We start from the raw sequence: 22,078 nt of genomic DNA, 5'->3' as shown, positions 1-22,078 counted from the left end.
CTTCCGACGGGCTCACGGCTTGAGCGGGTCGTGGCCGATCGTCATCAGGCGCTGTCGGTGGGCCGTGTCCTCGGCCGCCGGTTCGTTCTCCATGTCCGTCTCTTCGGTGACGGTGTCGACGACCTCGTGCATCACCCTGATGTCGTCGTCGGTGAGATCCGTGCGCCGCTTCTGCAGGATCGCGAGGACGTGCTGCCCCGTGGGCGTGCCCGCGTTCTCCGGCAGCGGCTCCGCGTCCTCGTCGGCGTCGCGGACCCGCAGCCACGCGGCCAGCTCCTGCGAGGTCATGTTCACCACGCGGTGGAAGTCCTCCCACAGCGCGTCGAGTTCGAGGGCGTCAGTCATCAAGTGCCCCTTCGTCCGTATGGTCCGGGTGCCGGTCAGCCGTCCTTCGGCCAGTTCTCCGCGTCGAACATCCAGCGCTGCTTCTCGAGTTCGGCGGTGATCGTGATCAGCAGGTCCTGGGTGACCGGGTCTGGCTTCTCGGTCGCCTCGATGCGCTCGCGCAGTCGTCCGATCGCCGCCTCCAGGGCCTCGACCATCACCTCGACGACGTCCGAGTCGCGGACCCAGCCGTCCTTCGGGCCAGGCAGCGTGAACGCCGACGCGATCGTCTCCGGTCGGCCGTCGGGCGGCAGGCCGAGCGCCGAGGAGCGTTCCGCGACGGTGTCGGCGAACTCGCGTGCGGCCGTGACCACCTCGTCGAGTTGGAAGTGGATCGAACGGAAGCGCGGGCCCACCACGTTCCAGTGCGCCTGCTTCCCGATCAGGGAGAGCCCGAGAAGGTCCACCAGCGTGCTCTGCAGTGCGTTCCCGGTGACCTGACGGGCCTCCTCGGGAATCGTGCTCTTCACGACAGTCATACGGTGCTTCTCCTTGCGGCGTCGTCTCCGGTGGTGCGGAGTGGTGCGTCTCGCTCTTCCTCCTCACGGCGCGGCAACCACTCCATGGCGGCGCGGGTGCCCAGGGCGAACCGGTGCAAACGCCTCGCCGATCTCCCCGCTCTCGGCCCGGCGGGATCGACGACGTCCACTGGGGCGCCGCCAGCCGGCCGGCGTGCCGGCCGATCAGGTCGCTGCCCGGACAGGTCGGTGACGCGGGGCCGTGGCGGAGCCGCCTCCGGTCGATGCCCGCGCCAACACCGGCCATCTGGCGAGACGCTCCTACGCTCTGCGGTTACTTGCACATAGCATCGGTCCCCGCATGAACACGATGACCCTCTGGCACATCACCGGCTGGGAGTTCGCCGCCCTCGCCTCCGCCGCCCTGCTCGTCGGCTTCTCGAAGACCGCCGTGAGCGGGGCCAACACGGTCAGCCTCGCGATCTTCGCCGCCGTCCTGCCCGCCCGCGCGTCCACCGGCGTGCTGCTGCCGGTCCTGATCGCCGGGGACGTGCTCGCCGTGCTCACCTACCGGCGGCACGCCCACTGGCCCACGCTGTGGCGACTGTTCCCGGCGGTCGCGGTCGGCGTGGTCGCCGGCACGCTGTTCCTGGTGTGGGCGGACGACGAGATCGTACGGACGTCGATCGGGGCGATCCTGCTGCTGATGGCCGGGGTGACGGTCTGGCGCCGCCGCACGGCCGACACCGAGGAGGAACCCGACTCCGTCACCACCCGATCGGGCCGCATCAAGGCCCGCTCGTACGGCGTCCTCGGCGGTTTCACCACCATGGTCGCCAACGCGGGCGGCCCGGTGATGTCCATGTACCTGCTCTCCGCCGGCTTCCGCAAGCTCGGCTTCCTCGGTACCTCCGCCTTCTTCTTCCTGATCGTCAACGTGTCGAAGGTGCCCTTCAGCGCCGGGCTCGGTCTGATCGACGGCCGGTCCCTGCTTCTTGACGCGGCGCTCGTGGTGTTCGTCGTGCCCGGCGCGTTCATCGGCAAATGGGCTGTGAACAGGATCAACCAGCGTTTGTTCGAGCAACTGGTGATCGGGGCGACGGTCCTGGGCGGCCTACAACTTCTGCTGCGCTAGCCCCAGCAGGGCGGGCAGGTCCGCGAAGGACTCGATCACGTGATCGGGTGTGCCGCTCGCGGCCTCATGGGTCTCGGGCAGGTACTTGCCGGTCTTCACCAGCACCCCGGTGACTGAGACGCGCTGCGCCGCCAGTACGTCGGACTCGATGTCGTCCCCGATCATCAGCGCGTCCCGGGCACCGACCCCGAGGTGTGCCAGCGCCGCCGCGAAGAAGGCCGCCGACGGCTTGCCCGTGACCTCGGCCTCGACCCGCGCGGCCTGCTCCAGGCCGACCAGGAAGGCGCCGGAGTCGAGCCGCAGCCCGGCGTCGGTGCGCCAGTACAGATTGCGGTGCATCGCCACCAGCCCGGCGCCGCGCTGCAGATGGCCGAAGGCCCGGTCGAGCGCCGCGTAGTCGAACTCGGGACCGGCCCCGCCCACGACCACGACGTCCGGAACCCCGTCGGTGTCGTCCGTGTCGTTCGTGTCGAGGACCGTGACACCTTCCAGGTCCTCCCGGATGTCACCGCTGTTCAGCAGGGCGCACCGCGCCCCGGGCCAGTGCTCGGCGAGATACGCGGCCGTGACGGCCGGCGCGGTCAGGACGTCCCCGGCGGCCACCGGGAACCCCGCGTCGGCCAGCGTCGCGGCGATCGACGCCCGCGTCCGGGACGTCGTGTTGGTGACCAGGGCCACCGCGAGTCCGGCCTCCCGGATCTCCCGCAACGCCTCGACAGCCCCCGGCAGCGGCTGCCACGACACGGTGAGGACCCCGTCGATGTCGATCAGGACGGCGCGCACGGATTCCATGTCTGGACGATAACCACCCGGGCCCGGGAAGTCGGCCCGTACCCGGCGTTCTGTCCTCCGTCCGGGACTCGTAGGCTCGGCGCCATGCCTTCGCACGTCCTCATCCTCGGCGGCACCGCCGAGGCCCGGGAACTGGCCGCCGCGCTCGCGGCCCGCCGCGGTCTGCGTGTCACCACCTCGCTCGCCGGACGCGTGACGCGGCCGGGGGTGATCGCGGGGGACATACGGATCGGGGGCTTCGGCGGGGCGGAGGGGCTCGCCCACTGGCTGCGCGAGCAGCACGTGGACGCACTCGTCGACGCCACGCATCCCTTCGCCGCCAAGATCACCGCGAACGCGGCGGCGGCCGCGGCCGCGACCGGGATTCCCGCGGTGGTACTGCACCGCCCGCCCTGGCGGCCCGGCCCCGAGGACCGCTGGCACACGGTTTCCTCTCTGGACGCGGCCGCGGCTCTGCTGCCGCGGCTCGGTCGACGGGTGTTCCTGACCACCGGGCGGCTGGGCCTCGCCGCCTTCGCGCACCTGACGGACCTGCACTTCGTCGTACGGTCCGTGGAACTGCCCGAGCCGCCGATGCCACCGCACACCGAAGTGTTCCTGGCACGCGGTCCGTTCACCGTCGCCGACGAGTCCGCGCTGCTGTACGACCACTGCATCGACGTACTCGTGACCAAGGACAGCGGGGGAGAGGCGACGTCGGCCAAGCTGACGGCCGCGCGTGAACTCGCGCTGCCCGTAGTGGTCGTAGGACGCCCGCCGCTCCCGGACGGCGTGACGGCGGTCCCCGATGTGGCGGCGGTCCTGGCGTGGCTCGGCCTCAGCGAGCGGTGACGACCCAGGCGCGGAGGCGGTCGATGGTGCGCAGCACCTCGCCGCGGTTCTCGGCGCTCTTGATCCAGGCGGCCAGGCGGGCGACGTAGGTCATCTTCCGGCCGCGTTCGTACCAGGGTGCACGCTCCCGCAGCGTCGCGGCCACGAACCGCCTGAGCCGGTCCGGGTATCCGAGGTCGCACGCATGCCTGGGCGACCCGTGCCTCACTCCTGCCGATTCCGGCGCAGCAGATACGTGTCCATGATCCAGCCCTTGCGCTCGCGGGCCTCGGCGCGCAGCCGCTCGATGCGGGGGGCGGTCTCCGCGATCGGGCCGGCGGCGAGGATCTCGTCCGGTGTGCCTATGTAGGCACCCCAGTAGATGTCGATGTCCTGGTCCGCGTACTGCCGGAAGGTCTGGTGGGCGTCGAGCATCACGACCACGTCGTCCACACCCTCGGGGAGGCCATCGGCCAGCCGTCGGCCGGTCGTGATCTGGACGGGACGGGCGACCCGGTTCAAACCTGTCCGGTGCCGGGCGACGAGCGCCGAGACACTGCTGATCCCCGGCACGACGTCGTACTCGAAAGCCACCGCGCCCCGCTCGAGAATCTCCTCCAGGATGCCGATCGTGCTGTCGTACAGCGCGGGGTCCCCCCAGACCAGGAAGGCACCGCTCTCGTCCTCGCCCAGTTCCTCGGCGATCAGCCGGGCGTAGATCTCCGCCCGGGCACTGCGCCAGTCACCGACCGCGGGGGAGTACGCGGCCCCGCCGGCCGCCCGGTCGCGCTCCGGATCGCGCGCCTCGACGACGCGGTAGGTGCCCTCCGGTACGTGCGCGTCGAGCATGTCCCGGCGCAGCCGTACCAGGTCGGACTTCACCTCGCCCTTGTCCAGGACGAAGAACACGTCCGTACTCCGCAGCGCCTTGACCGCCTGCAGAGTCAGCTGGTCGGGGTCGCCCGCGCCGATACCGATCACATGAATCTCTCGCACGCCCCGAGTCTGCCGCACGGCACTGACAACGCGTACACCGCGTCCACACTGCCAACGCGTACACCCCATCCACGCCGGCCCCGCTCCTAGGAGGCGCCTTCGCCTCGCAGCCGGGGCGCCCGCGCCCGCGCGTCGACGGTCCGCTCGTCCCGCTCCACGCTGTCCGCGAGCTGCCGCGCCCAGCCCACGATCCCCGGCAGGTCCATGCCGTACGGTTGCTCCCGCCCTGCCGCCGACGCCCACTCCTCCACGGCCCCGGCGCCGCGCCGCAGCAGCCGGGCACCGCCAGTGACATTGCCCCGGGCCGCATGAGTGAGCCCCACGGCGAGCTGCGCCAGCCCGCGCCACAGACCGCGCTCGTCCTCCGGACCCGACTTCCAGGCGTCCTCGAACACCTCGTGGGCATGGAACGGCTTCCCCGCGTCCAACAGCTCCTGGGCCTCGGTGACGCTCTCGTCCGGCCTGCGGACGACGCCCTCCGGCTGCCGCTCCACTCCGTCCGAGCCGTACGGCAGCGGCCGCCCGAGCCCGTCCCGCGGCCGCGCGTTGCGCGCCCGCCCCTCGTCGTCCCGGTCCCGTGCGTCGGCCTGTCGTCCTGAGGATGCGCTGCCCATACGCCGATTGTCCCGCCCAGCACCCGCGCACCGCTCCTCGCCCCGTCCCTCCCGCCTTCGGCGAGGCCTCCGACGTGGGGTAAAGTGCCTTTCGCGCGATCACGCGGGTCACCGCGGGAGGGCACATCGGGACGTGGCGCAGCTTGGTAGCGCACTTGACTGGGGGTCAAGGGGTCGCAGGTTCAAATCCTGTCGTCCCGACGGTGTGAAGGGTCTTCGCAGGCGAGAGTCTGCGGGGGCCCTTTTCGTATGGGCAAACAGGCGATCCAGGCGCCCGACCGCTCCGGCTTCGTCGTCAACGCGCTCCTCGTGCCCTACCTGCTCAGCGCGGTCCGTATGGTGGAGTCCGGCGCCGCACGCCCCGACGACATCGACCAGGGCATGGAACTGGGCTGCGCCCACCCCATGGGCCCGCTCCGCCTGCTCGACCTCATCGGCCTCGACACCGCCCAGGCGGTGGCCGAGTCCATGTACGAGGAGTTCAAGGAGCCCCTGTACGCACCACCCGCCCTGCTGCGCCGCATGGTCGCCGCCGGCCACCTCGGCCGCAAGAACGGACGCGGCTTCTACACCTGCGACGCCTGAACCAATTGCTACCCAGCGGTTTCGACACGCGTAGGAGGCGTCGTGGCATTGTCCCTCGCTCTGTTTGTAGTGAGGGGCGCCAGGCTTCGCTCATTCTGCTGTTGGTGCGAATCGCAAGGGCCGGGGCGCAGCCGACCGTCGCCTTGAGCGGCAGCTCGGGCCACGGTGTCGACACCCTGTTGGCCTCGGCCGGCGACCCGGCTGCTGCCCCTTCGCGTCGGCCGGCGCTCCGCGAAGAATTCGCAGCGCCTGGCTGGAAGCAGGGCGGCCGCGCTCCACAGCGATCTCAGCGAACTCGAAAAGCATGCGTATCACGAGTCGGCAACCGGATCATGAAAGAGGTGGCCCAGCAGTGACCCGGCATGAGGCGCCATATCCCCTCATCGAGATGGTGGATCATGTGGACGGCGTCGGCGGGATCGACGCGGACGCCGACCTCCTTGTGCTTCGTTCGTTCAGCACCTGGAGGATGTGCCGGTAGGGTCGGCCGACGGCGCGGGTCATGCCGAGCTCGCAGGCGCGGTTGCACGACACGTGCAGGGTGGCGCCGGACTCCCGCACCTCGGCGGCCTGGCGGCGGGTTGCGCTGTCGGTGAGTTCCGGGCGCAGGAGTCCACGGTCGCCGGCGAACGCACAGCATCCCCATGAAGGCGGGATGAAGACATGTGCGCTGAGAGCGTCGGCGATGATCTTCAGACTGTCGTCAGTGTGCATGCGGACCGACGAACAGGTCGGGTGCAGAGCCAGCACGTCCAGGGTTCGCTCGATGTCCACCCGCGGCAGGATGGCGCGTGCGGTGAACTCGGTGGCGTCCTCGACACGCATCCCGGACGGCAGTGTTTTGCGAACTCCTTCGGTACACGACGACGCGTCGACAACGACCGGGACGGCGCCCTCGTCGCCGGCCTGCCGGAGCGCGGCGTGGAGACGGCGGCTCATCACCTCGGCGCCGTCGGTGAGTCCTTTGGAGGACCACGGCATTCCACAGCACAGACCAGCCACCTCGTCGGGCACGGCCACCCGGATGCCGGCTTTCGCGCACAGCGACAGGAACGCGTCCGCCGTGGACACGCCGCCGACGCTGCCGAACATCGACCCGGTGCAGCTGGGCAGGAACACGATGTCGGGAAGCGGCGTCGGACTGCCGGACCTCGCGCGGCCGCCGCGGGGCAGCTCGCGCGACCACTGCGGTACGGCTTCCGCCGGCAAGACCTTGCGCGCGGCACCGGTCGCCGCCGCGGACACGGTCGGCAGTCGGTGGGCGACGGTGAGCCCTGCCGCCGCGGCTTTTGTCGCGCCGGCCCAGTGGCGGGCGGCCGTGCGGCCGATCGCCTGGGCGGTCTTGCCGCGGCCTTCGGCGCGCAGCCGGCGGACGAGCGAGCCGGTGTCGATGTCGACCGGACAGGCTGTCTGGCACATCCCGTCCGCCGCGCAGGTCTGCACGCCGGAGTACTCGTAGGCGCGGGAAAGTTCCGTGGCAGTCGCATCGTCGCCGGCCTGCCGCGCGGCGGCGATGGCGCGGCGGGTGACGATGCGTTGCCGCGGGGTCAGGGTGAGGTCCTTGCTGGGACAGACGGGTTCACAGAAGCCGCATTCGACGCAGCGGTCGGCTTCGGCTTCGATCGGCGAGGTCGTTTTCAGGTGTCGCAGGTGGATGGCCGGGTCGTCTGTGAGCAGGACGCCGGGGTTGAGGATCCGGCGCGGGTCGCACAGGCTCTTGATCCGCCGCATCACGTTGTAGAGCTCGGCGCCGTACTGGCGTTGGACGTACGCCGCCATGACCCGGCCGGTGCCGTGCTCGGCCTTGAGGGTGCCGCCGCGTCCCAGTACCAGATCGACCATGTCCTCGGTGAAGGCCGCGTACCGGTCCACCCCGGCGGAGTCGTGGAACTCGGCGCTGAGCAGGAAATGGATGTTGCCATCCTTGGCGTGCCCGAAAATGACGCTGTCGTCGTACCCGTGCTTGCCGAAGAGCCCTGTCAGTTCCGCGCAGGTGTCCGCGAGGACGGAGGGAGGAACGGCGATGTCCTCCAGGAGAGCAGTCGTCCCGGCTGCCCGGGCGCCGGCGACGGCGGCGAAGAGTCCCTTTCGGATCTTCCACAACGCGGCCCGTGTCGCGGGGTCCGTCGTGAGCTCATCGCCCCCGCCCGAGGTCCATTCGAAGCGCGCTTCCGCCTCCTGGAGGAGGCTCTGCAGATGCGGGACCGAAGGCGCCTGGTATTCGACGAGGAGCGCGGCCTGTCGGGAGATGGGCAGGGCGCGCAGGCGTTCGGTGGCATCCTTGTCGGCGGCGGCGACACGCAGCGACTGAGCATCGAGCAACTCGATCGTCGCGGCGCCGCTGTCGATGAGGGCGGGCAGCACCGAGGCGGCCGACACCAGGTCCGGCAGAACCAGCAATCCGGTACCGGTGTGGGGAAGCACCGGCACGGTCATGAAAGTCGCCGAGGCGATGAAGGCGAGTGTGCCTTCGCTGCCCACGATGAGGTGGGCGAGGATGTCTGCGGCCGCGTCGAAGTCGAGGAACGCGTTGACCGCGTATCCCATGGTGTTCTTGATGGCGAACAGTTCCCTGATCCGGGCCACCAGCGCCGGGTTTTCGCGGACCTGGTCACGCAGCAGGAGCAGCCCCCGGTACAGATCCGGTTCGAGCGCGCGCAGGCGGGCGTCGGCGTCGGTGTCGCCGGTGTCGACGAGGGTGCCGCTGGGCATGACGAACCGCAGCGAACGAAGGGTGCGGTACGGGTTGGCATGCGTACCGCAGGTCATCCCGCTGGAGTTGTTCGCGACGATGCCGCCGATGGTGCAGGCGGACTCACTGGCTGGATCCGGGCCGAGCTTCGTGCCATAGGGCCGCAGAGCGGCGTTGACTGCGCCGACGGTGGCTCCCGGCTCCACCCGCACGGCGCGGCCGTCGTCGAGCACCTCGACACCCCGGAAGCCACGGCGGGTGTCGACCAGAACGGAGTCGGTCACCGCCTGTCCGGACAGGCTGGTCCCACCGGCACGGAATGTCAGGGCGACATCGGCCCGGCCGGCGGCGGTCATCAGCTCGGTGACGTCCTGCGTGCTCCCGGCGACCACGACGGCCTGTGGCGTGAGCAGGTAATGGGAGGCGTCATTCGCCTGGGCGACCCGGTCCAACAGACTGTCGCTGGCGCCGCCTCCCCGCCACCCGTGGGCGCGGAGACGATCGAGGGGCCTCACTGCGTCACCTCCTCGACCAGCAGCTCGAAGGTGACGGCGACGATGTTCTCCTCGTCGACGAACTCTCCGCGGTGGACGTTTCCGAACCGGTCGATCGCCACCCCGCTGATCCAGGAGAACGGTGCGGCGGGATCGCGCAGGTCGAACCGGCCGATCAGGGACGCCTCGGTGGCCGGCCCGTCGACGACGAACGCACCACCGTCGCGCCGGAGGACGGCACCGACCAGGCTGCCCACGCTGCCCGCGATCGACGCACGCTCGAACCCGTTCTCCCGCATCACGTCGCGGACGGATTCGGCAAGCCGGACCCCCGGTGCGACACGGGACATGGCCGCCCGCACCGCCCCGGGCCCGCTCACGCCGCCGGGCTGGGCCGGACGCGGCGTGAAGACGGGCAGCCGGGTCTCGGCGTCGGTGTCGCTGATGAGTTCGGCCTGATTCAGGGCATGCACGACGGCGTGGACGGGGCCAGGACCGATGACGGTCTCCGGCCACACGTGCCCGCCTCTGACCTCGCCGTACGCATCGAACCAGGCGGCGTGACAGTGGGCGAAACGCTGCCCGTGCCTGAACCCGACCGTGGCCGACCCGGCGATCAGGCGCGCGGGTGCCACGGCTTCCCTGGTGGAGCTGAAGGTCACCGCGGTCGTGCCGTCGTGGCACAACGCGGGGACGCAGTAGCTGACCCGGGACAGTGACCCGTCGAGCAGCTCGACCTGACCGGAGCTCGCACCCAGGGCCTCGATCTCGTGGGCCATGGCGTCGACCAGTCGCATCCCGGCGGGCAGGGTCACCCGGGCCGGTGTGCTGGTGGTCGGCACGGAGACGCGGCGTTCCGCCGCTACGGCTCCGGGATGACGGAGGGGCTGTGCCCAGCGACCCGACGTCATGACGGCCAGCCCTGCTCGATCAGCCGATCGCGGACGGTGCGGCGCACGATCTTGCCGTACCCGGACCGTGGCAGCTGGTCCCAGAACACGACATGCCGCGGCACCTTGTAGCGTGCCATGCGGTCGGTCAGCCACTGCCGGATCTCCTCACCGGTCACGGACGAGCCGTCGGCGAGGACACACACGGCGACACCGACCTCACCCCATGTCGCGTCCGGCATGCCGAGCACGATCACCTCGCTGAGCGCCGGGTGGCCGAGGATCTTCTCCTCGATCTCACGGGGGTGGATGTTCGATCCACCGGAGATGTACATGTCGGACAAGCGGCCGGTGATGTAGAGAAAGCCCTGCTCGTCGAGCATCCCGACATCGCCCGTGTGGAACCAGCCGTCGCGGAAGGCGGCCTCGTCCGCCTCCGGGTTGTTCAGGTATCCCCGGAACACGGCTGGTCCCGCGGCGCAGATTTCCCCGCTCTCGCCCGCGGCGACCTCGTTGCCCTCCGCGTCCTGGATGCTGATCTGCATTCCGGTACGCGGATAGCCACAGGTGCCGTACGCGACATTCGCCGGGGGCTCGTGGTCGTGCTGATGCGGCGGCAGGACGGTGATGTTGCCCGTCACCTCGGCCAGCCCGTAGTACTGCACGAGGATCTCTCCCAGCGTCGCCCGAGCGTGCTGCTGATCCCGGCGGGGCATCGGGGCGCCGGCGTAGACGACGTAACGCAGCGACGAGTGGTCGCGTTCATGCACCGAGTCGTGTTCGGTGAGGCGCTTGAGGATGGTCGGGACGGTGAAGAGGTTGGCGATCCGCTCGGACTCCACGAGCTGCCACACCTCGGCGGGATCCAGGCTCGCCGAGACCGGGATGACGGTGGCCGCCCCGCGCGCGACCTGGGGCAGCAGGTGTACGCCCGCGCCGTGCGACAGCGGAGCCACGACCAGGGACCGGTCGGCCTCGGTCGTGCCCGGCATCAGATCGGCGATGTGGTTGGTGATCACGTAGCCGAGCTGGTCGTGGGTGAGCACCGCCGCCTTCGGGGAGCCACTGGTGCCCGAGGTGAAGAAGTACCACGCGGCGTCCCCGGCCCAGACCCCGTGATCCGGCACGTCCCGCTCCGGGTCGGAGAACGAGCCGATCTCCTCCAGCCACAAGGTCACCAGCCCAGGACCGGCCACCGATTCGACCGCGCTCACGTGCGAAGCGGCCGACTTGTGCGCGATCATCACGACGGGCTCGCACACCGAGGCGATGGGCACGAGTTCGCTGTCATGCGAACGCGCGTTGACCGGTGCGAGCACCGCCCCGACACGCCAAACGGCGAACATGGCCTGCATGTACTCCGGCTGGTTCGGGCCGTCCAGCAGCACGCACTGGCCGGGCCGGACCCCGAGCGCGAGCAGGCGCGCGGCCAGCGCCGAAACCCGCCGGTCCAGCTCCCGCCACGTCCAGCGCGTTGGACCGTGCACCAGCGCACAGGCATCGGGAGAACGGCGGGCGGTCTGAGTCAGCAGGTGGGCGAGATTGACCGCCCGGTGCCGCAGTGCCCCGGCCTCGCCGATGAGTCCTGTGTTCTTTCGTGCATCGGCGATGGTCATCGTGCCCGCTCCAGGACGGTGGCGTAGTTGGCCACGGCGGCACCGCCCATATTGAACACGGCCACACGGTCAACGGTGGACAGTTGCATGTCGCCGGCTTCGCCGACGAGCTGCATGGCGGCCATGACGTGCTGGGACACACCGGTGGCGCCCAGCGGATGTCCTTTCGCCTTCAACCCGCCGGACACGTTGACGGGCAACGATCCGTCACGGTGAGTGGCGCCGCGCGCCAGTACCTCGGCGGCTTTGCCGGGCGTGGCGATACCGAACGCCTCGTACTGCAGCAGTTCGGCGATGGTGAAGCAGTCATGGGTTTCGAGCAGATCGAGCTCCGCCAGCCGGGTTCCGGCCTCGTCCAGCGCACCGTGGAACGCCGCGGCAGCCCCGACCAGGGCAAGCGGATCGGGCCGCGCGGCGACCGCCAGGTGGTCGTTGACGTGGCTGCGGCCACGCACCTCGACCGCACGGTGCGCGGTGCTCGCGAGGTCGGCGTCGGCGACGACCAGGGCGGCCGCGCCGTCGGACACCATCGAGCAGTCGGTGCGCAGCAACCGTCCCACGACGCGCGGGTTCCGCTCGGACTCGGTGGCGCAGAAGTCGAACCCCAGATCCTTCCGCACGTGCGCCAACGGGTTGGCCACCCCGTTGCGGTGATTCTTCGCCGCGATCTCGGCCATGGCGTCGTGCGGGTCGCCGTACCGCTCGGCATAACGATCAGCCAGTCCCGAGAAGACCCCCGCGAAACTGCCCGCCGCAGCCTCGGTACGCCGGTGGGAACCACTCAGCAGAATGTCGTTGATCTCTGATCCCGGTACCGACGTCATCTTCTCGGCGCCTATGACGAGCACGGCGCGAGCACGTCCGGCTTCGATCCGGTCCAGGGCCGCGAACAGCGCCGCCGACCCGGTGGCACACGCGTTCTCCGCCCGGGCCGCAGGCACGGACGCCAGAGCGGGCACGCCGGCACCGACCAGCGCGGCCTCGAAGCCCTGCTTCGAGAAGCCGTTGTTGAACACTCCGACAAAGATGGCGTCGATGTCGCCGGGTTCCAGCCCGGCGTCCTCGACAGCCGCGCCACTGACCGTGGCGATCAGCCTTTCGATGTCATGGTCCGGATGGCGGCCGAACGGGGTATGGGCCCATCCGATCAACTGCGGTGGCTTGGTCATCGAGCACCTTCGTCTTTGAAGTCGGCGGGGAATCACTGCCCGAGTACGCCCCGGTCGGCTGCTCACCATGCCGCTCGGACGCGCCGCCGGACACCGTCTCGCGACGAGGAAACGTGACCGCCTTTCCTCTCTCTGTAGAATCCATGGGTGTCCGACAACGAGATCCAGCCCATCGTCGACCGGCTCGCCCAGCAGCTGCGGCGGTCAGTCGTGATCGTCGATCCGGCTGTACGCATGCTCTACAGCAGCGCCCACTTCGGCGACGAGGACCAGGTCCGTGTCCAGGCGATCCTCCATCGCGACGCCGGCCCCAAAGCCATCGGTCACGTCCTCGCCCAGGGGGTGTCGGCCTGGACCACCGCCGGCGTCATCCCTCCCTACGAGGAGATCGGGATGAAGGCCCGTGTCGCGGTACCCGTCCGATGGCGCGGCGATCTCCTCGGCCTGCTGCTGGTGATGGACGCCGAAGGTTCCCTCACCAGCTCCGAGTTCGCGACGATCAGCGAAACGGCACAGATCGTCGCACCGATGCTGGCGGGCCAACGTCTTGGTGACGAAGGCGTGGTTGCCCGTGAACGAGCCGTCCGGGACCTGGTCAGCAAGGAACCCACAGTGCGTCGCCGCGCACTGGCCGACCTCGGCCCGGGCGACGAGCTCAACCGGTTCACGCACGTCACAGCCATCGACGTAGGGGTGGTACCCGTCGCGGAGACAGTGAGCGCGTCCCATGTCGAGATGGCACTTCGCGACGCCGTGACTCTCAGCCGCCCGCCGGGCTCGACGGCCGAACTGCACGCGGTCACCGCCGACGGTGCGTTGCTGCTGCTCGGCGGCTCCGCCTCCCTCGCCGACAACGTCAGCCGCGGCCACGCGCAACGGATCGTCGAGCGTGTGCAGGACATGGCCGCCGGCCGCTTCACACCGGTGGCCGGAGTCGGATCCGCAGCCGAGGGCCTCGACCGCGCCGTGGAGACAGCGGACCAGGCCCGACTGGCCCGCCGCGCCGCCTCGTCGGTACTGGGCACGGACGTCGCTGTCTGGGCCGACGTCGGACCCTACGGCCCTCTGCTGCGCATACCCGCCGACGAACTCACCGCGAGCGCGCTGCCGGTCGAGCTCCGCCGCCTCCTCGACATCGACCACGGCCGCCAGCTCACCGAGACCCTGCGCGCTTACCTGGACAACGCATGCTCAGGTCCCGCGACATCACAAGTGCTGAACATCCATCGCACCACCCTCTACTACCGTCTCGGTCGCATCAGTGAGCTCACCGGCCTCGACCTGGCAGACGGCCGCACCCGGCTCGTGCTCCACATCGGCCTCACGATGATGGACCTCATGAACGCCAGGGTTCGACAATAAGAGGAAAATCGGCGTTCGCATTCCAACGTCCCGCTGTAGTGGCACACGGCTGCAGAGGCGCATCCTGCTCCGGACCGACCACCCAGCCACTCAGGGATGTGACATGAGCACCGTTCGCCCTATCGTCGAGGCGACGCGAGCCGGAACCGACCCGTTCGACCTCACAGGGCGAGTCGCACTGGTCACCGGAGCCGCCCGTGGAATCGGCCAGTCGATCGCCGTGGAACTGGCCCGGCGAGGCGCCCATGTCGTGGTCGCCGACATGCGCGACCCGAGCGAGACGGTGGCCCTGCTGCGTGACGGCTTCCCCGCCGGGACCCACGAAGGCAAGGCGGTCGACGTGCGCGAACGCGAGCAGGTCGAGAACGTGGTCTCCGACACCGTCGAACACTTCGGGCGCCTGGACATCCTCGTCAACAACGCCGGGACAGCCACCCGGGCAAGTCTGACCGGGATCACCGACGACGAATGGTTCCGCGACATCGACACCAACCTCCGCGGCACCTTCCTGTTCTGCCGCGCCGCCATCAGCCCCTGGATGAGCGAGCAGCGCGCCGGCGCGATCATCAACATCAGCTCGATCAGCGGCATCATGGGCGGTCCCTCCTCGGGCAGTGCGGACCAGGTACGCTCCGGGCCCGCGTACGCGGCCTCCAAGGGCGGCGTCATCGCCCTCACCAAATGGCTCGCCAAAGAGGTGGGCGCCCTGGGGATCACGGTCAACTCGGTGGCACCTGGTCCGATCGCCACGACACTCACCGAAAACGTGGCATACGACTTCAGCCAACAGATCCTCCCGCGTATGGGCAAGCCCGAGGAGATCGGCGCGGCCGTGGCCTACCTCGCCTCGCCCGCGGCCGCGTACGTCACCGGGCAGGTGCTGCGCGTGTGCGGCGGCGCAGCGCTCGGATAACGGCTCCCGCTCAGTCCCCCTCAATTGAGCCCGCAAAGGAGCAGGCCCAATGCATCAAGAAAATCCCCAGACACTCCCCGACGCCGTCCAGGCATGCATCGTCCGCAAGGTCGCCCTCCGCCTGATCCCGTTTCTTGCGGTCGCCTACCTGCTCAACTACCTGGACCGCACCAACATCGCCTTCGCCAATCTGACCATGAGCAAGGACCTCGGGCTCAGCGAAACCGGGTACGGTCTCGCGAGCGGTCTGTTCTTCGTCGGCTACGTGTTCCTCGAGGTGCCGAGCAACCTCGCGCTGCACCGATTCGGCGCGCGACGCTGGATCGCCCGGATCATGGTCACGTGGGGAATCGTCGCGATCGGCATCGCGTTCGTGAACAGCCCGGCCACGCTCTACACCGGGCGAATCCTGCTGGGCGTCGCCGAAGCCGGATTCTTCCCCGGCGTCATGCTCTATATGACGTGGTGGTTCCCACGAGCGGTCAGAGTCCGGCTGATCGGGCTGTTCATGATCGCACTGCCGGCCTCATCCGCACTGGGCGCCCCCTTGTCGGGCGCGATCATCGAGTACCTGCACGGATTCCTCGGCCTGGCCGGATGGCGGGTCATGTTCCTCATCGAGGGCGCGCCCACGGTGGCACTCGGAATCGTCGCCTGGTTCTACCTCACTGACCGCCCCCGCCAAGCCCAATGGCTCACTCCCGACGAACGCGAATGGCTGGACACGACCATGGCCGCCGAACAAACGGCCACGGCGGAAGGCGGCCACACCTCCGTACGCCAGTCCCTGCGGGATGCCCGGGTGTGGGTACTGGGATTCGTCTACTTCGGTCTGGGTTACGGCCTGTTCGCCCTGTCCTTCTTCCTGCCGACCATCGTCGCCGGGTTCGCGAAGAGCTTCCACACCGACTTCTCGATATTCCAGTCGGCACTGATCGTCGCCATCCCCTTCACCGTAGGCGCGATCGCCCTTGTCATCTGGGCGCAGCACTCCGACCGGACCGGCGAACGCATCTGGCATGTCGCTCTGCCCACCCTGCTCGCCGCGATCACCGTTCCGGTGGCGTTGTACATGCAGTCCCCGGCCGGGGCGATGGCGGTCATCAGCCTCACCGCCATCGGGATCTACGCCGCGTTCCCCGTGTTCTGGTACCTGCCGTCGACATTCCTCACCGGCACGGCCGCAGCCGGCGGCATCGCCGTAGTCAACACGATGGGTGCCGTCGCGGGTTTCGCCGCTCCCTACATCACCGGCTGGCTCCTGGACCTCACCGGCACATCAAAGGCGGGCCTCTGGGTTGTCGGCGTAGTAATGTCCGCCTCAGCGATCGTGCTGCTGACCTTCCGCAGGCGGTTCCGCCCCCGAACGGCGGACGAGGCGCAGCCCGCGGACGCGTCCTCGACCCCTCGGACAGCCCCGCTGCCGTCGCCTTCGAAGTACTCGTGATCGAGGACTACCCCGCGACGTCACGAGGCGCCTGACTGTTCCATCCGTTTTCTCCCCCCAGAGCATCCAGATCGGCGCCGCGTCACCCAGCGGCGGGTTCGACCGGACTCCTGGCACCCCAGCGGCGCGCCCGCCGCCCACAGCAAAGGCAGGACACCACACCATGAGCGGAACCGGACTGATGTTCACCACCTCCGACGGCGTGCGAATCTGCTACGACGACGAGGGATCCGGCGCACCGGTCCTGCTCGTCCATGGCTACTCCGCCAACCGCGGATACTGGCCCTTCCAGCGGCGCGCGCTGCTCGACGCCGGCTACCGCGTGATCAACATCGATCAGCGCAACCACGGCGACTCCGACCACGCCGCGTTCGGTCAGCGGATGTCTCGGCACGGCCTGGACCTGCGAGAGCTGATGGACGGTCTGCAGCTGACCGACGTCAACCTGATCGGGCACTCGATGGGTGCATCGGCGTCGCTGGCCCTGTTCAGCCTTTACGGCACGCGCGACGTGAGCCGCTTCGTCGCCATCGACCAGTCGCCGAAAATCGTCAACGACGAGACCTGGAAGTGGGGAGTGTTCGGCGTCGAATGGCCTCATGCGTGGGAGCAGGCCAACATGCGTCACCCCTGGGGCGAGCTGGACCGTGAGCCGGACACGCCGGAGGCAGTCGCCCGCGAACTCGCCAAGTTGGCGCACCATCACGACCACTATCCGCACGAGCAGGTCACCCAGCTCCTGCTGGACCACTTCGTCGCGGATTGGCGGGACGTGCTGCCGCGGATCGACATCCCCACCTGGGTCGTCACTGGCCGGCGCAACCCCTATTACCACGCTGAGGGAATGGAGTGGTTCGCCCAGCAGGTCCAGCGCGGCAGCTACTCGATGTTCGAGAACAGCGGTCACGAGCCGCACATGAACGAGCCCGACCTTTTCAACGAGCGGCTGCTCCAGTTCCTGAAAACCACTGGGTGAGCCGGCACCGCCGCATGGTTCCCGCCGGCCGCGCCGCACGCTGCCTGACGAATGCGGCACACAGATGATCAAAGCCGTTCTTCTTCGCGGCGGCGGTGCTGATGCTGTGGTCGCGGTCCTCACTGTGCATGAACCGTCGCACGTGAACCGTATGGCTCGGCTACGGGATGATTCTCGGCGCGATGAACCCGTGCTTCCACCTGGCGCTCGCCCGGCTCCCGCTGGGCGTCACGGTCACCGACATCGAATTGCTCGGGCCGCCGAAGATGGCCCTCATCGGCCTCGTCGTTTTGCGGGAGTCGCCGCATTGCGTCGCAGTGGACCGCCGTCCTGTGCGTGGTCGTCGCATCGGCGGTCGCCGCACGCGGCACCTGCCCGGAGGGGTGACCGCCGCCAGTTCCGGTTCGCCTCATCGAGTTCCGGAGAACGCTCGCCCGAGAGCACATAACCACCGAAACCGGTGGTTCGCACGACTGTTGGCAGACGAGATGTACCGGTGAATCACGCTCGGAGAGAGGTCTGATGAGCAGCGTTGGTTGGACATACACATCGTTTGACTTCGAGGTGCTGTTCCCTGAGATGGACCGCATCGAGGCGGGTGTGGTGCGGTGAGCACGGTGCACGAACTCAGCGGCCGGGTGGCCGTGGTATTCGGAGCGGGGTCATCGGGTGTCGGACTCAGCAACGGCGAGGCAGCCGCCCGGGCGTACGCTGCGGCCGGAGCGCTCGTCGCCGTGGTGGATCTGGTCGCCGGTGAGGCCGATCGGGTCGCCAAGAAGATCACCGCTACCGGCGGCACCGCCCTCGCTGTCACCGCCGATGTCACCGAAGAGGACCAGGTCGCGGCCACGGTGCGCACCGTGGTCGCGGAACTCGGCGTGCCGCATGTTCTCCACAACAACGTGGGCGTTGCGCGCACCGGCTCCGTGCTCGAACTCGGGCTGGACGACTGGGAGGCGGGATTGCGTGTCAATCTGACCAGTGCCTATCTCACGACACGCCACGTGCTGCCGTCGATGCTCGAGGCCGGGAGGGGTGTCATCACGAACGTCTCGTCCGTCGCGAGCATTCGGGACACCGGCTACGTCTACCCGGTCTACAGCGGGGCCAAGGCCGCGGTGAATCAACTGACCGTGTCGTTGGCTCTCACCTACGCCGCCAGCGGCATCCGCGCGAATGCCGTATTGCCCGGCCTCATAGACACCCCTCTGGTCACCCAGCAGATCACTGACGATCCAGAGGCTCTTGAGGCCCGTCACGCTGCCAGTCCGACCGGACGCATGGGTAGCCCATGGGATGTCGCGCATGCGGCTGTGTTCCTGGCCAGCGACGCGGCGGCGTACGTCAACGGTGTCTGCCTCCCAGTCGATGGCGGCCTGTCGGCGCGGTGCCGGTGAGGTCGAGAAGTCCGGTGGCGTCGCCCCGCCCAGGAGAGTGCTGATGCCGTCCCCCCGGGCCGGGTCTGAGGGGATCACGCCCTTCCTGGCCGCGGGAACCGCCTGGCATCTGATGTCGAAGGTCAAGTTCCGTGAGCGTCCACATTCTGCGATCGAGGTCCGGAAGTGTCACGGCTCACGCCCGGCAAGTTAGGTGGATCTCCAGTACCGGCCCTCATGCCACGGCACCTACCGTCCTGTCATCCGGCCGGAGCCCGACCCCGTCCGCACACCTCTCGCGCAGGCACTCCCTCCTCATGCGCGAGTCCCTTCGCCGACGCCGAGCGGTGGCGCCCTGCCCGGCAGCAGCTCAGGACCCCGGAAGCGGACAGGGCAAGGGGCGGTCGCCGCCCACGTCGCACAGTAAGCGAACACCCCGGAGGAAAAGTGGACTCAGGCAGCACAGCCGCACAGGACGCGTACTGGACGTCGGCCGTCAGCAGGGTGACCGAGGACAAGGTCTACGTCCGCGGCTACGACCTCGAGGATCTCATCGGCCAGATCCCCTTCACCGCGGCGATCTACCTCATGGTGCGGGGACGGGTGCCGACGCCCCGGGAGACGTGCGTCCTCGACGCCGTCCTCAGTGGTGTCCTTGACTACGCGCTCGAGAAGCCGGGCACCGTGGCCGCGCGGTACGCGGTCTCCGCCAACCCCAGTATGGCCATCGGTATGGCAGCAGCCTGTATGTCGGTCGGTGCGCACACTCTTGCTACCGAGGACACGGGGCGCTTCATCGTCGCGACACACCGCGAGTATCTCGACTCGGCCCTCGCACTCGACGAGTTCGCCGACGCCAAGGTCGCCCGCATGCGCGCGGCGAAGCAGCGTGTGCCGGGGCTGGGGCATCCCGTGTTCAAGAAGGTCGATCCGCGAGGTGCCCTGCTCAAGGGAATCGCCGTCAAGGAGGGCCTGTGGAGCGAGGCCGCGGAGGTCTATGAGGCGGTCCACCGGGCCTTCACACGGCTCCCCGGCAAGTCGGACATCCCGATCAACGACGTGGGTGTGATGGCGGCGGTGCTGCTCAGCTTGGGCTTCACCCCGGAGGAGGGCACAGGCCTCGCCGTCCTGTCGACACTTCCGGGCGTCATCGCGCACGTCTCCGAGGAACTGGCCGCGGCCAAACCGATCCGGATCGTGTCGAGGGATTCCGTCGCCTACACGGCCGGGACCACGGGAGACTTCGCCGCCGCCCGCGAGGCGGCCGGCTGGGACGAGCGATGGCGCGAGTTGGCCCAGGGATGACGCCGAATGCCCTGCGCTGTTCGTTCCTGAGCACCGTCCTTTGCGTCCTGGCCATCAGCCACGTCTGTGACAACGACCGGTATGGGGCCGGCAAGCGTGGACCGGAGCAGGGATCTGAGGGCGGCACGGTGACGCACGCACCACGCTGCACTCACCCCGCACCTCGGGTGATGAATGGTGGGCCGCGGGCCTTCCTCTTTCTTATCAGTACACTGAAGCCCCTCTGGGAAAAGCGCCAAATTCAGCCACTTGTCTCGGCGTATCCCCAATTCCTGTGGGGGCAACAGGACTGGCAGCCTTCAGTCGCCCAAACCAGCTTCACACTTCGGGCCTGACAAACCGAACTGCCACTTCGTCGAAGCGGATCATGCGCGCGGTGGGTCCGTGCAGCTGCGAGGCGGCCCGGCCACGGGCTGCGGCTCCGTCAGTGATGGTTACCTCCAATGAAAAGGGCTGCGAATGAGCACAGCAGAAAAAGTGGTCTCCGCTGACGCCGGACCACGCCTGGGTGGAAACCTCGGGGCTCTGAATCTCTTCTTCAGTGTCATGGCCTTCAACGCCCCGCTGGTCGTCGTCATCGGTGTTCTTCCGATCATGCTGGCGATCGGCAACGGGGTGGGAACGCCGATGGCGTTCTTTGCGGCTGGCCTCATCGTCGCGGCCTTCGCCGTTCCGTTCACCAGGATGGCGAGAGTCTTCCCGAACCCCGGCGCGTTCTACGTGTACATCACGGCGGGCCTCGGAAGGGCAATCGGCCTGGGATCCGGGTTCCTGGCCCTCGTCGGCTACCTCAGCGTCAACATCGGCAGCTACGGGTTCGGCGGCGTGGTGTTCCAGTCGATGGTTCGTGACACGTTTCACGGACCCGACGTCGACTGGTGGCTGTGGGGAGCCCTGCTCTGGGCCGCCACGACAGTACTCGGCTACCTCAAGATCGACCTGTCGGCGAAGGTGCTGACCGTCTTCCTGTTCCTGGAGCTCGCGGTCATCGTCGTGTACGACGGCGCTGTGATGTTCAAGGGAGGAGCGTCGGGCCTGTCCGCGGCACCCTTCGCGCCCAGTCACTGGTTCGACGGATCCTTCGCGGTGGGACTTCTGTACGGCCTCGGCATGTACGGCGGCTTCGAAGTCGCCGCGCTCTTCCGGGACGAAGTGCGCCACCCCACTCGTACGGTTCCCCGGGCGACCTTCGGGGTCATCGCCGTGGCGATGGTCCTGTACGGGGGCACGGCCTGGCTCTACATCAGCTCCCTCGGAGTCGACAAGGCCGTGTCCATCGCCAGCGCGGATCCCTCGGGGTCGATCCTGGGAAGCATCGAGACCTTCGGGGGACACGTGCTGTTCGATCTCGCGACGGTGATGGTCACCACCAGCACGTTCGCCGTCATTCTGGCAGCCCACAACATCAGTGCCCGATACGTCTTCAACCTGAGCGCGGACGGGATCCTGCCCCGCCGACTGAGCGGAGTGCACGCCAAGCACGGATCCCCTCACATGGCCTCTCTTGCCACCAGTGGCATTGGTCTCGCCGTCCTTGCTGTCACCGTGCTCAGCGGGTCTGATGTCATTGCCTTCTTCACGGTGTCGCTCGGACTGGCCAGTTTCACGGGTGTCGCCGCCATCTCCCTGGCGAATCTCGCCATCGCTCTGTACCTGCGCAAGCATCACAAGGACGAGTTCAGTGTCTGGAGCACTGTCGTCATGCCGGTGCTCGCGGGGATCGGACTGACCGTCGAGCTGGTGCTGACAATCCAGAACTTCCCTCATCTGGTCAACACTTCCACAGGCGTCGCGGCGCTCCTGCTGGCCGCGCTCATCGGCGTGTTCGTCGTCGGGGTCATCATGGCCCTCGTCTTCCGGCGTACTCGGCCTGAGGCCTACAGCAAGATCGGTCGCCAGTAAGTCCACGGCCACGGTCTCCCAGCAAGACCGTGGTACGCGGCACGAGACAACGAAAACGCCTTCCGCACTGGAATGACGAGGCTCCTCCAAAGGCGCCTTCAACCCTGGCGGAAGGCACTTCTCTGCCTGCGTCCCCAGCCACGTCCCCGGCCGTCTCCGCAT

General features: G+C 68.7%; 19 protein-coding genes, 1 tRNA gene and 1 pseudogene. 11 read left to right on the top strand and 10 right to left on the bottom strand.

Features of this window, described 5'->3' with window-relative positions; translation table 11 throughout:
* Window positions 1-12 precede the first annotated feature (12 nt).
* Both ACFYO2_RS36890 and ACFYO2_RS36885 read right to left on the bottom strand, forming a co-directional pair.
* The gene (locus ACFYO2_RS36890) at window positions 13-345 is read right to left on the bottom strand and encodes a DUF3140 domain-containing protein (RefSeq protein ID WP_388358267.1); all 333 of its coding nucleotides are present in this window, start codon (window positions 343-345) and stop codon (window positions 13-15) included.
* A gap of 35 nt (window positions 346-380) precedes the next feature.
* Window positions 381-863 carry a Dps family protein gene (locus ACFYO2_RS36885; RefSeq protein WP_388358265.1) on the bottom strand — a complete coding sequence of 161 codons (483 nt, stop codon included), beginning with the start codon at window positions 861-863 and terminating at the stop codon, window positions 381-383.
* Window positions 864-1,203: 340 nt separating this feature from the next.
* Between ACFYO2_RS36885 and ACFYO2_RS36880 the strand changes: the two genes are divergently transcribed.
* Window positions 1,204-1,977, top strand: a complete 774-nt coding sequence (locus tag ACFYO2_RS36880; RefSeq protein WP_388358263.1) for a sulfite exporter TauE/SafE family protein — start codon at window positions 1,204-1,206, stop codon at window positions 1,975-1,977.
* On the opposite strand, the gene ACFYO2_RS36875 is transcribed toward ACFYO2_RS36880, so the two are convergent.
* Window positions 1,957-2,769, bottom strand: a complete 813-nt coding sequence (locus ACFYO2_RS36875; protein ID WP_388358260.1) for an HAD-IIA family hydrolase — start codon at window positions 2,767-2,769, stop codon at window positions 1,957-1,959. The two genes, ACFYO2_RS36880 and ACFYO2_RS36875, sit on opposite strands and share 21 nt — an antisense overlap.
* A gap of 84 nt (window positions 2,770-2,853) precedes the next feature.
* On the opposite strand from ACFYO2_RS36875, the gene ACFYO2_RS36870 reads away from it, so the two are divergent.
* Complete coding sequence (locus ACFYO2_RS36870; protein ID WP_388358257.1) at window positions 2,854-3,600, top strand: cobalt-precorrin-6A reductase; 747 nt, start codon at window positions 2,854-2,856, stop codon at window positions 3,598-3,600.
* On the opposite strand, the gene ACFYO2_RS36865 is transcribed toward ACFYO2_RS36870, so the two are convergent.
* From ACFYO2_RS36865 to ACFYO2_RS36855, 3 genes are all read right to left on the bottom strand, one after another.
* Window positions 3,587-3,745, bottom strand: a complete 159-nt coding sequence (locus tag ACFYO2_RS36865; protein WP_388358254.1) for a hypothetical protein — start codon at window positions 3,743-3,745, stop codon at window positions 3,587-3,589. The genes ACFYO2_RS36870 and ACFYO2_RS36865 overlap by 14 nt on opposite strands.
* 59 nt (window positions 3,746-3,804) lie before the next feature.
* Window positions 3,805-4,575, bottom strand: coding sequence for a precorrin-6A synthase (deacetylating) (cobF, locus tag ACFYO2_RS36860; protein WP_388358252.1), 771 nt, complete (start codon window positions 4,573-4,575; stop codon window positions 3,805-3,807).
* A gap of 86 nt (window positions 4,576-4,661) precedes the next feature.
* Complete coding sequence (locus tag ACFYO2_RS36855; protein WP_388358249.1) at window positions 4,662-5,189, bottom strand: DUF309 domain-containing protein; 528 nt, start codon at window positions 5,187-5,189, stop codon at window positions 4,662-4,664.
* A gap of 127 nt (window positions 5,190-5,316) precedes the next feature.
* On the opposite strand from ACFYO2_RS36855, the gene ACFYO2_RS36850 reads away from it, so the two are divergent.
* Window positions 5,317-5,390 (top strand) — tRNA-Pro (locus ACFYO2_RS36850).
* Between the two features lie 45 nt (window positions 5,391-5,435).
* Window positions 5,436-5,774, top strand: a pseudogene (locus ACFYO2_RS36845) (3-hydroxyacyl-CoA dehydrogenase family protein); the annotation flags it as partial.
* A gap of 396 nt (window positions 5,775-6,170) precedes the next feature.
* Here the strand turns inward: ACFYO2_RS36845 and ACFYO2_RS36840 are convergent.
* The 4 genes from ACFYO2_RS36840 to ACFYO2_RS36825 form a co-directional block, all read right to left on the bottom strand.
* On the bottom strand, window positions 6,171-8,981 hold the full coding sequence (locus ACFYO2_RS36840) for an FAD-binding and (Fe-S)-binding domain-containing protein (RefSeq protein ID WP_388358246.1): 2,811 nt from the start codon (window positions 8,979-8,981) through the stop codon (window positions 6,171-6,173).
* Window positions 8,978-9,802 (bottom strand): hypothetical protein, encoded by an 825-nt coding sequence (locus tag ACFYO2_RS36835; protein ID WP_388358245.1) that lies wholly within the window; start codon window positions 9,800-9,802, stop codon window positions 8,978-8,980. The genes ACFYO2_RS36840 and ACFYO2_RS36835 overlap by 4 nt, the downstream gene beginning before the upstream one ends.
* Window positions 9,803-9,867: 65 nt before the next feature.
* Entirely contained in the window at window positions 9,868-11,466 is a 1,599-nt protein-coding gene (locus ACFYO2_RS36830; RefSeq protein ID WP_388358242.1) for an AMP-binding protein, read from the bottom strand.
* Window positions 11,463-12,635 carry a thiolase domain-containing protein gene (locus ACFYO2_RS36825; RefSeq protein ID WP_388358239.1) on the bottom strand — a complete coding sequence of 391 codons (1,173 nt, stop codon included), beginning with the start codon at window positions 12,633-12,635 and terminating at the stop codon, window positions 11,463-11,465. The genes ACFYO2_RS36830 and ACFYO2_RS36825 overlap by 4 nt, the downstream gene beginning before the upstream one ends.
* Before the next feature lie 147 nt (window positions 12,636-12,782).
* Between ACFYO2_RS36825 and ACFYO2_RS36820 the strand changes: the two genes are divergently transcribed.
* From ACFYO2_RS36820 to ACFYO2_RS36790, 7 genes are all read left to right on the top strand, one after another.
* Window positions 12,783-13,997: a PucR family transcriptional regulator gene (locus tag ACFYO2_RS36820; RefSeq protein ID WP_388358236.1), complete on the top strand. Its 1,215-nt coding sequence runs from the start codon at window positions 12,783-12,785 to the stop codon at window positions 13,995-13,997.
* Between the two features lie 103 nt (window positions 13,998-14,100).
* Entirely contained in the window at window positions 14,101-14,910 is an 810-nt protein-coding gene (locus ACFYO2_RS36815) for an SDR family NAD(P)-dependent oxidoreductase (RefSeq protein WP_388358233.1), read from the top strand.
* A gap of 49 nt (window positions 14,911-14,959) precedes the next feature.
* Window positions 14,960-16,357, top strand: coding sequence for an MFS transporter (locus ACFYO2_RS36810; RefSeq protein WP_388358230.1), 1,398 nt, complete (start codon window positions 14,960-14,962; stop codon window positions 16,355-16,357).
* 163 nt (window positions 16,358-16,520) lie between these two features.
* Complete coding sequence (locus ACFYO2_RS36805; protein WP_388358227.1) at window positions 16,521-17,333, top strand: alpha/beta fold hydrolase; 813 nt, start codon at window positions 16,521-16,523, stop codon at window positions 17,331-17,333.
* Window positions 17,334-17,941: 608 nt separating this feature from the next.
* Window positions 17,942-18,730, top strand: coding sequence for an SDR family NAD(P)-dependent oxidoreductase (locus ACFYO2_RS36800; RefSeq protein ID WP_388358224.1), 789 nt, complete (start codon window positions 17,942-17,944; stop codon window positions 18,728-18,730).
* Between the two features lie 426 nt (window positions 18,731-19,156).
* Window positions 19,157-20,014, top strand: coding sequence for a citryl-CoA lyase (locus tag ACFYO2_RS36795; protein WP_388358222.1), 858 nt, complete (start codon window positions 19,157-19,159; stop codon window positions 20,012-20,014).
* Between the two features lie 459 nt (window positions 20,015-20,473).
* Entirely contained in the window at window positions 20,474-21,916 is a 1,443-nt protein-coding gene (locus tag ACFYO2_RS36790) for an APC family permease (RefSeq protein ID WP_388358219.1), read from the top strand.
* Window positions 21,917-22,078: the final 162 nt, after the last annotated feature.

Source organism: Streptomyces sp. NPDC006602 (assembly GCF_042870385.1).
Lineage (GTDB): Bacteria > Actinomycetota > Actinomycetes > Streptomycetales > Streptomycetaceae > Streptomyces.
The sequence above is the reverse complement of the archived record's forward strand: the minus strand, read 5'-3'. Positions and strand labels throughout refer to the sequence as shown.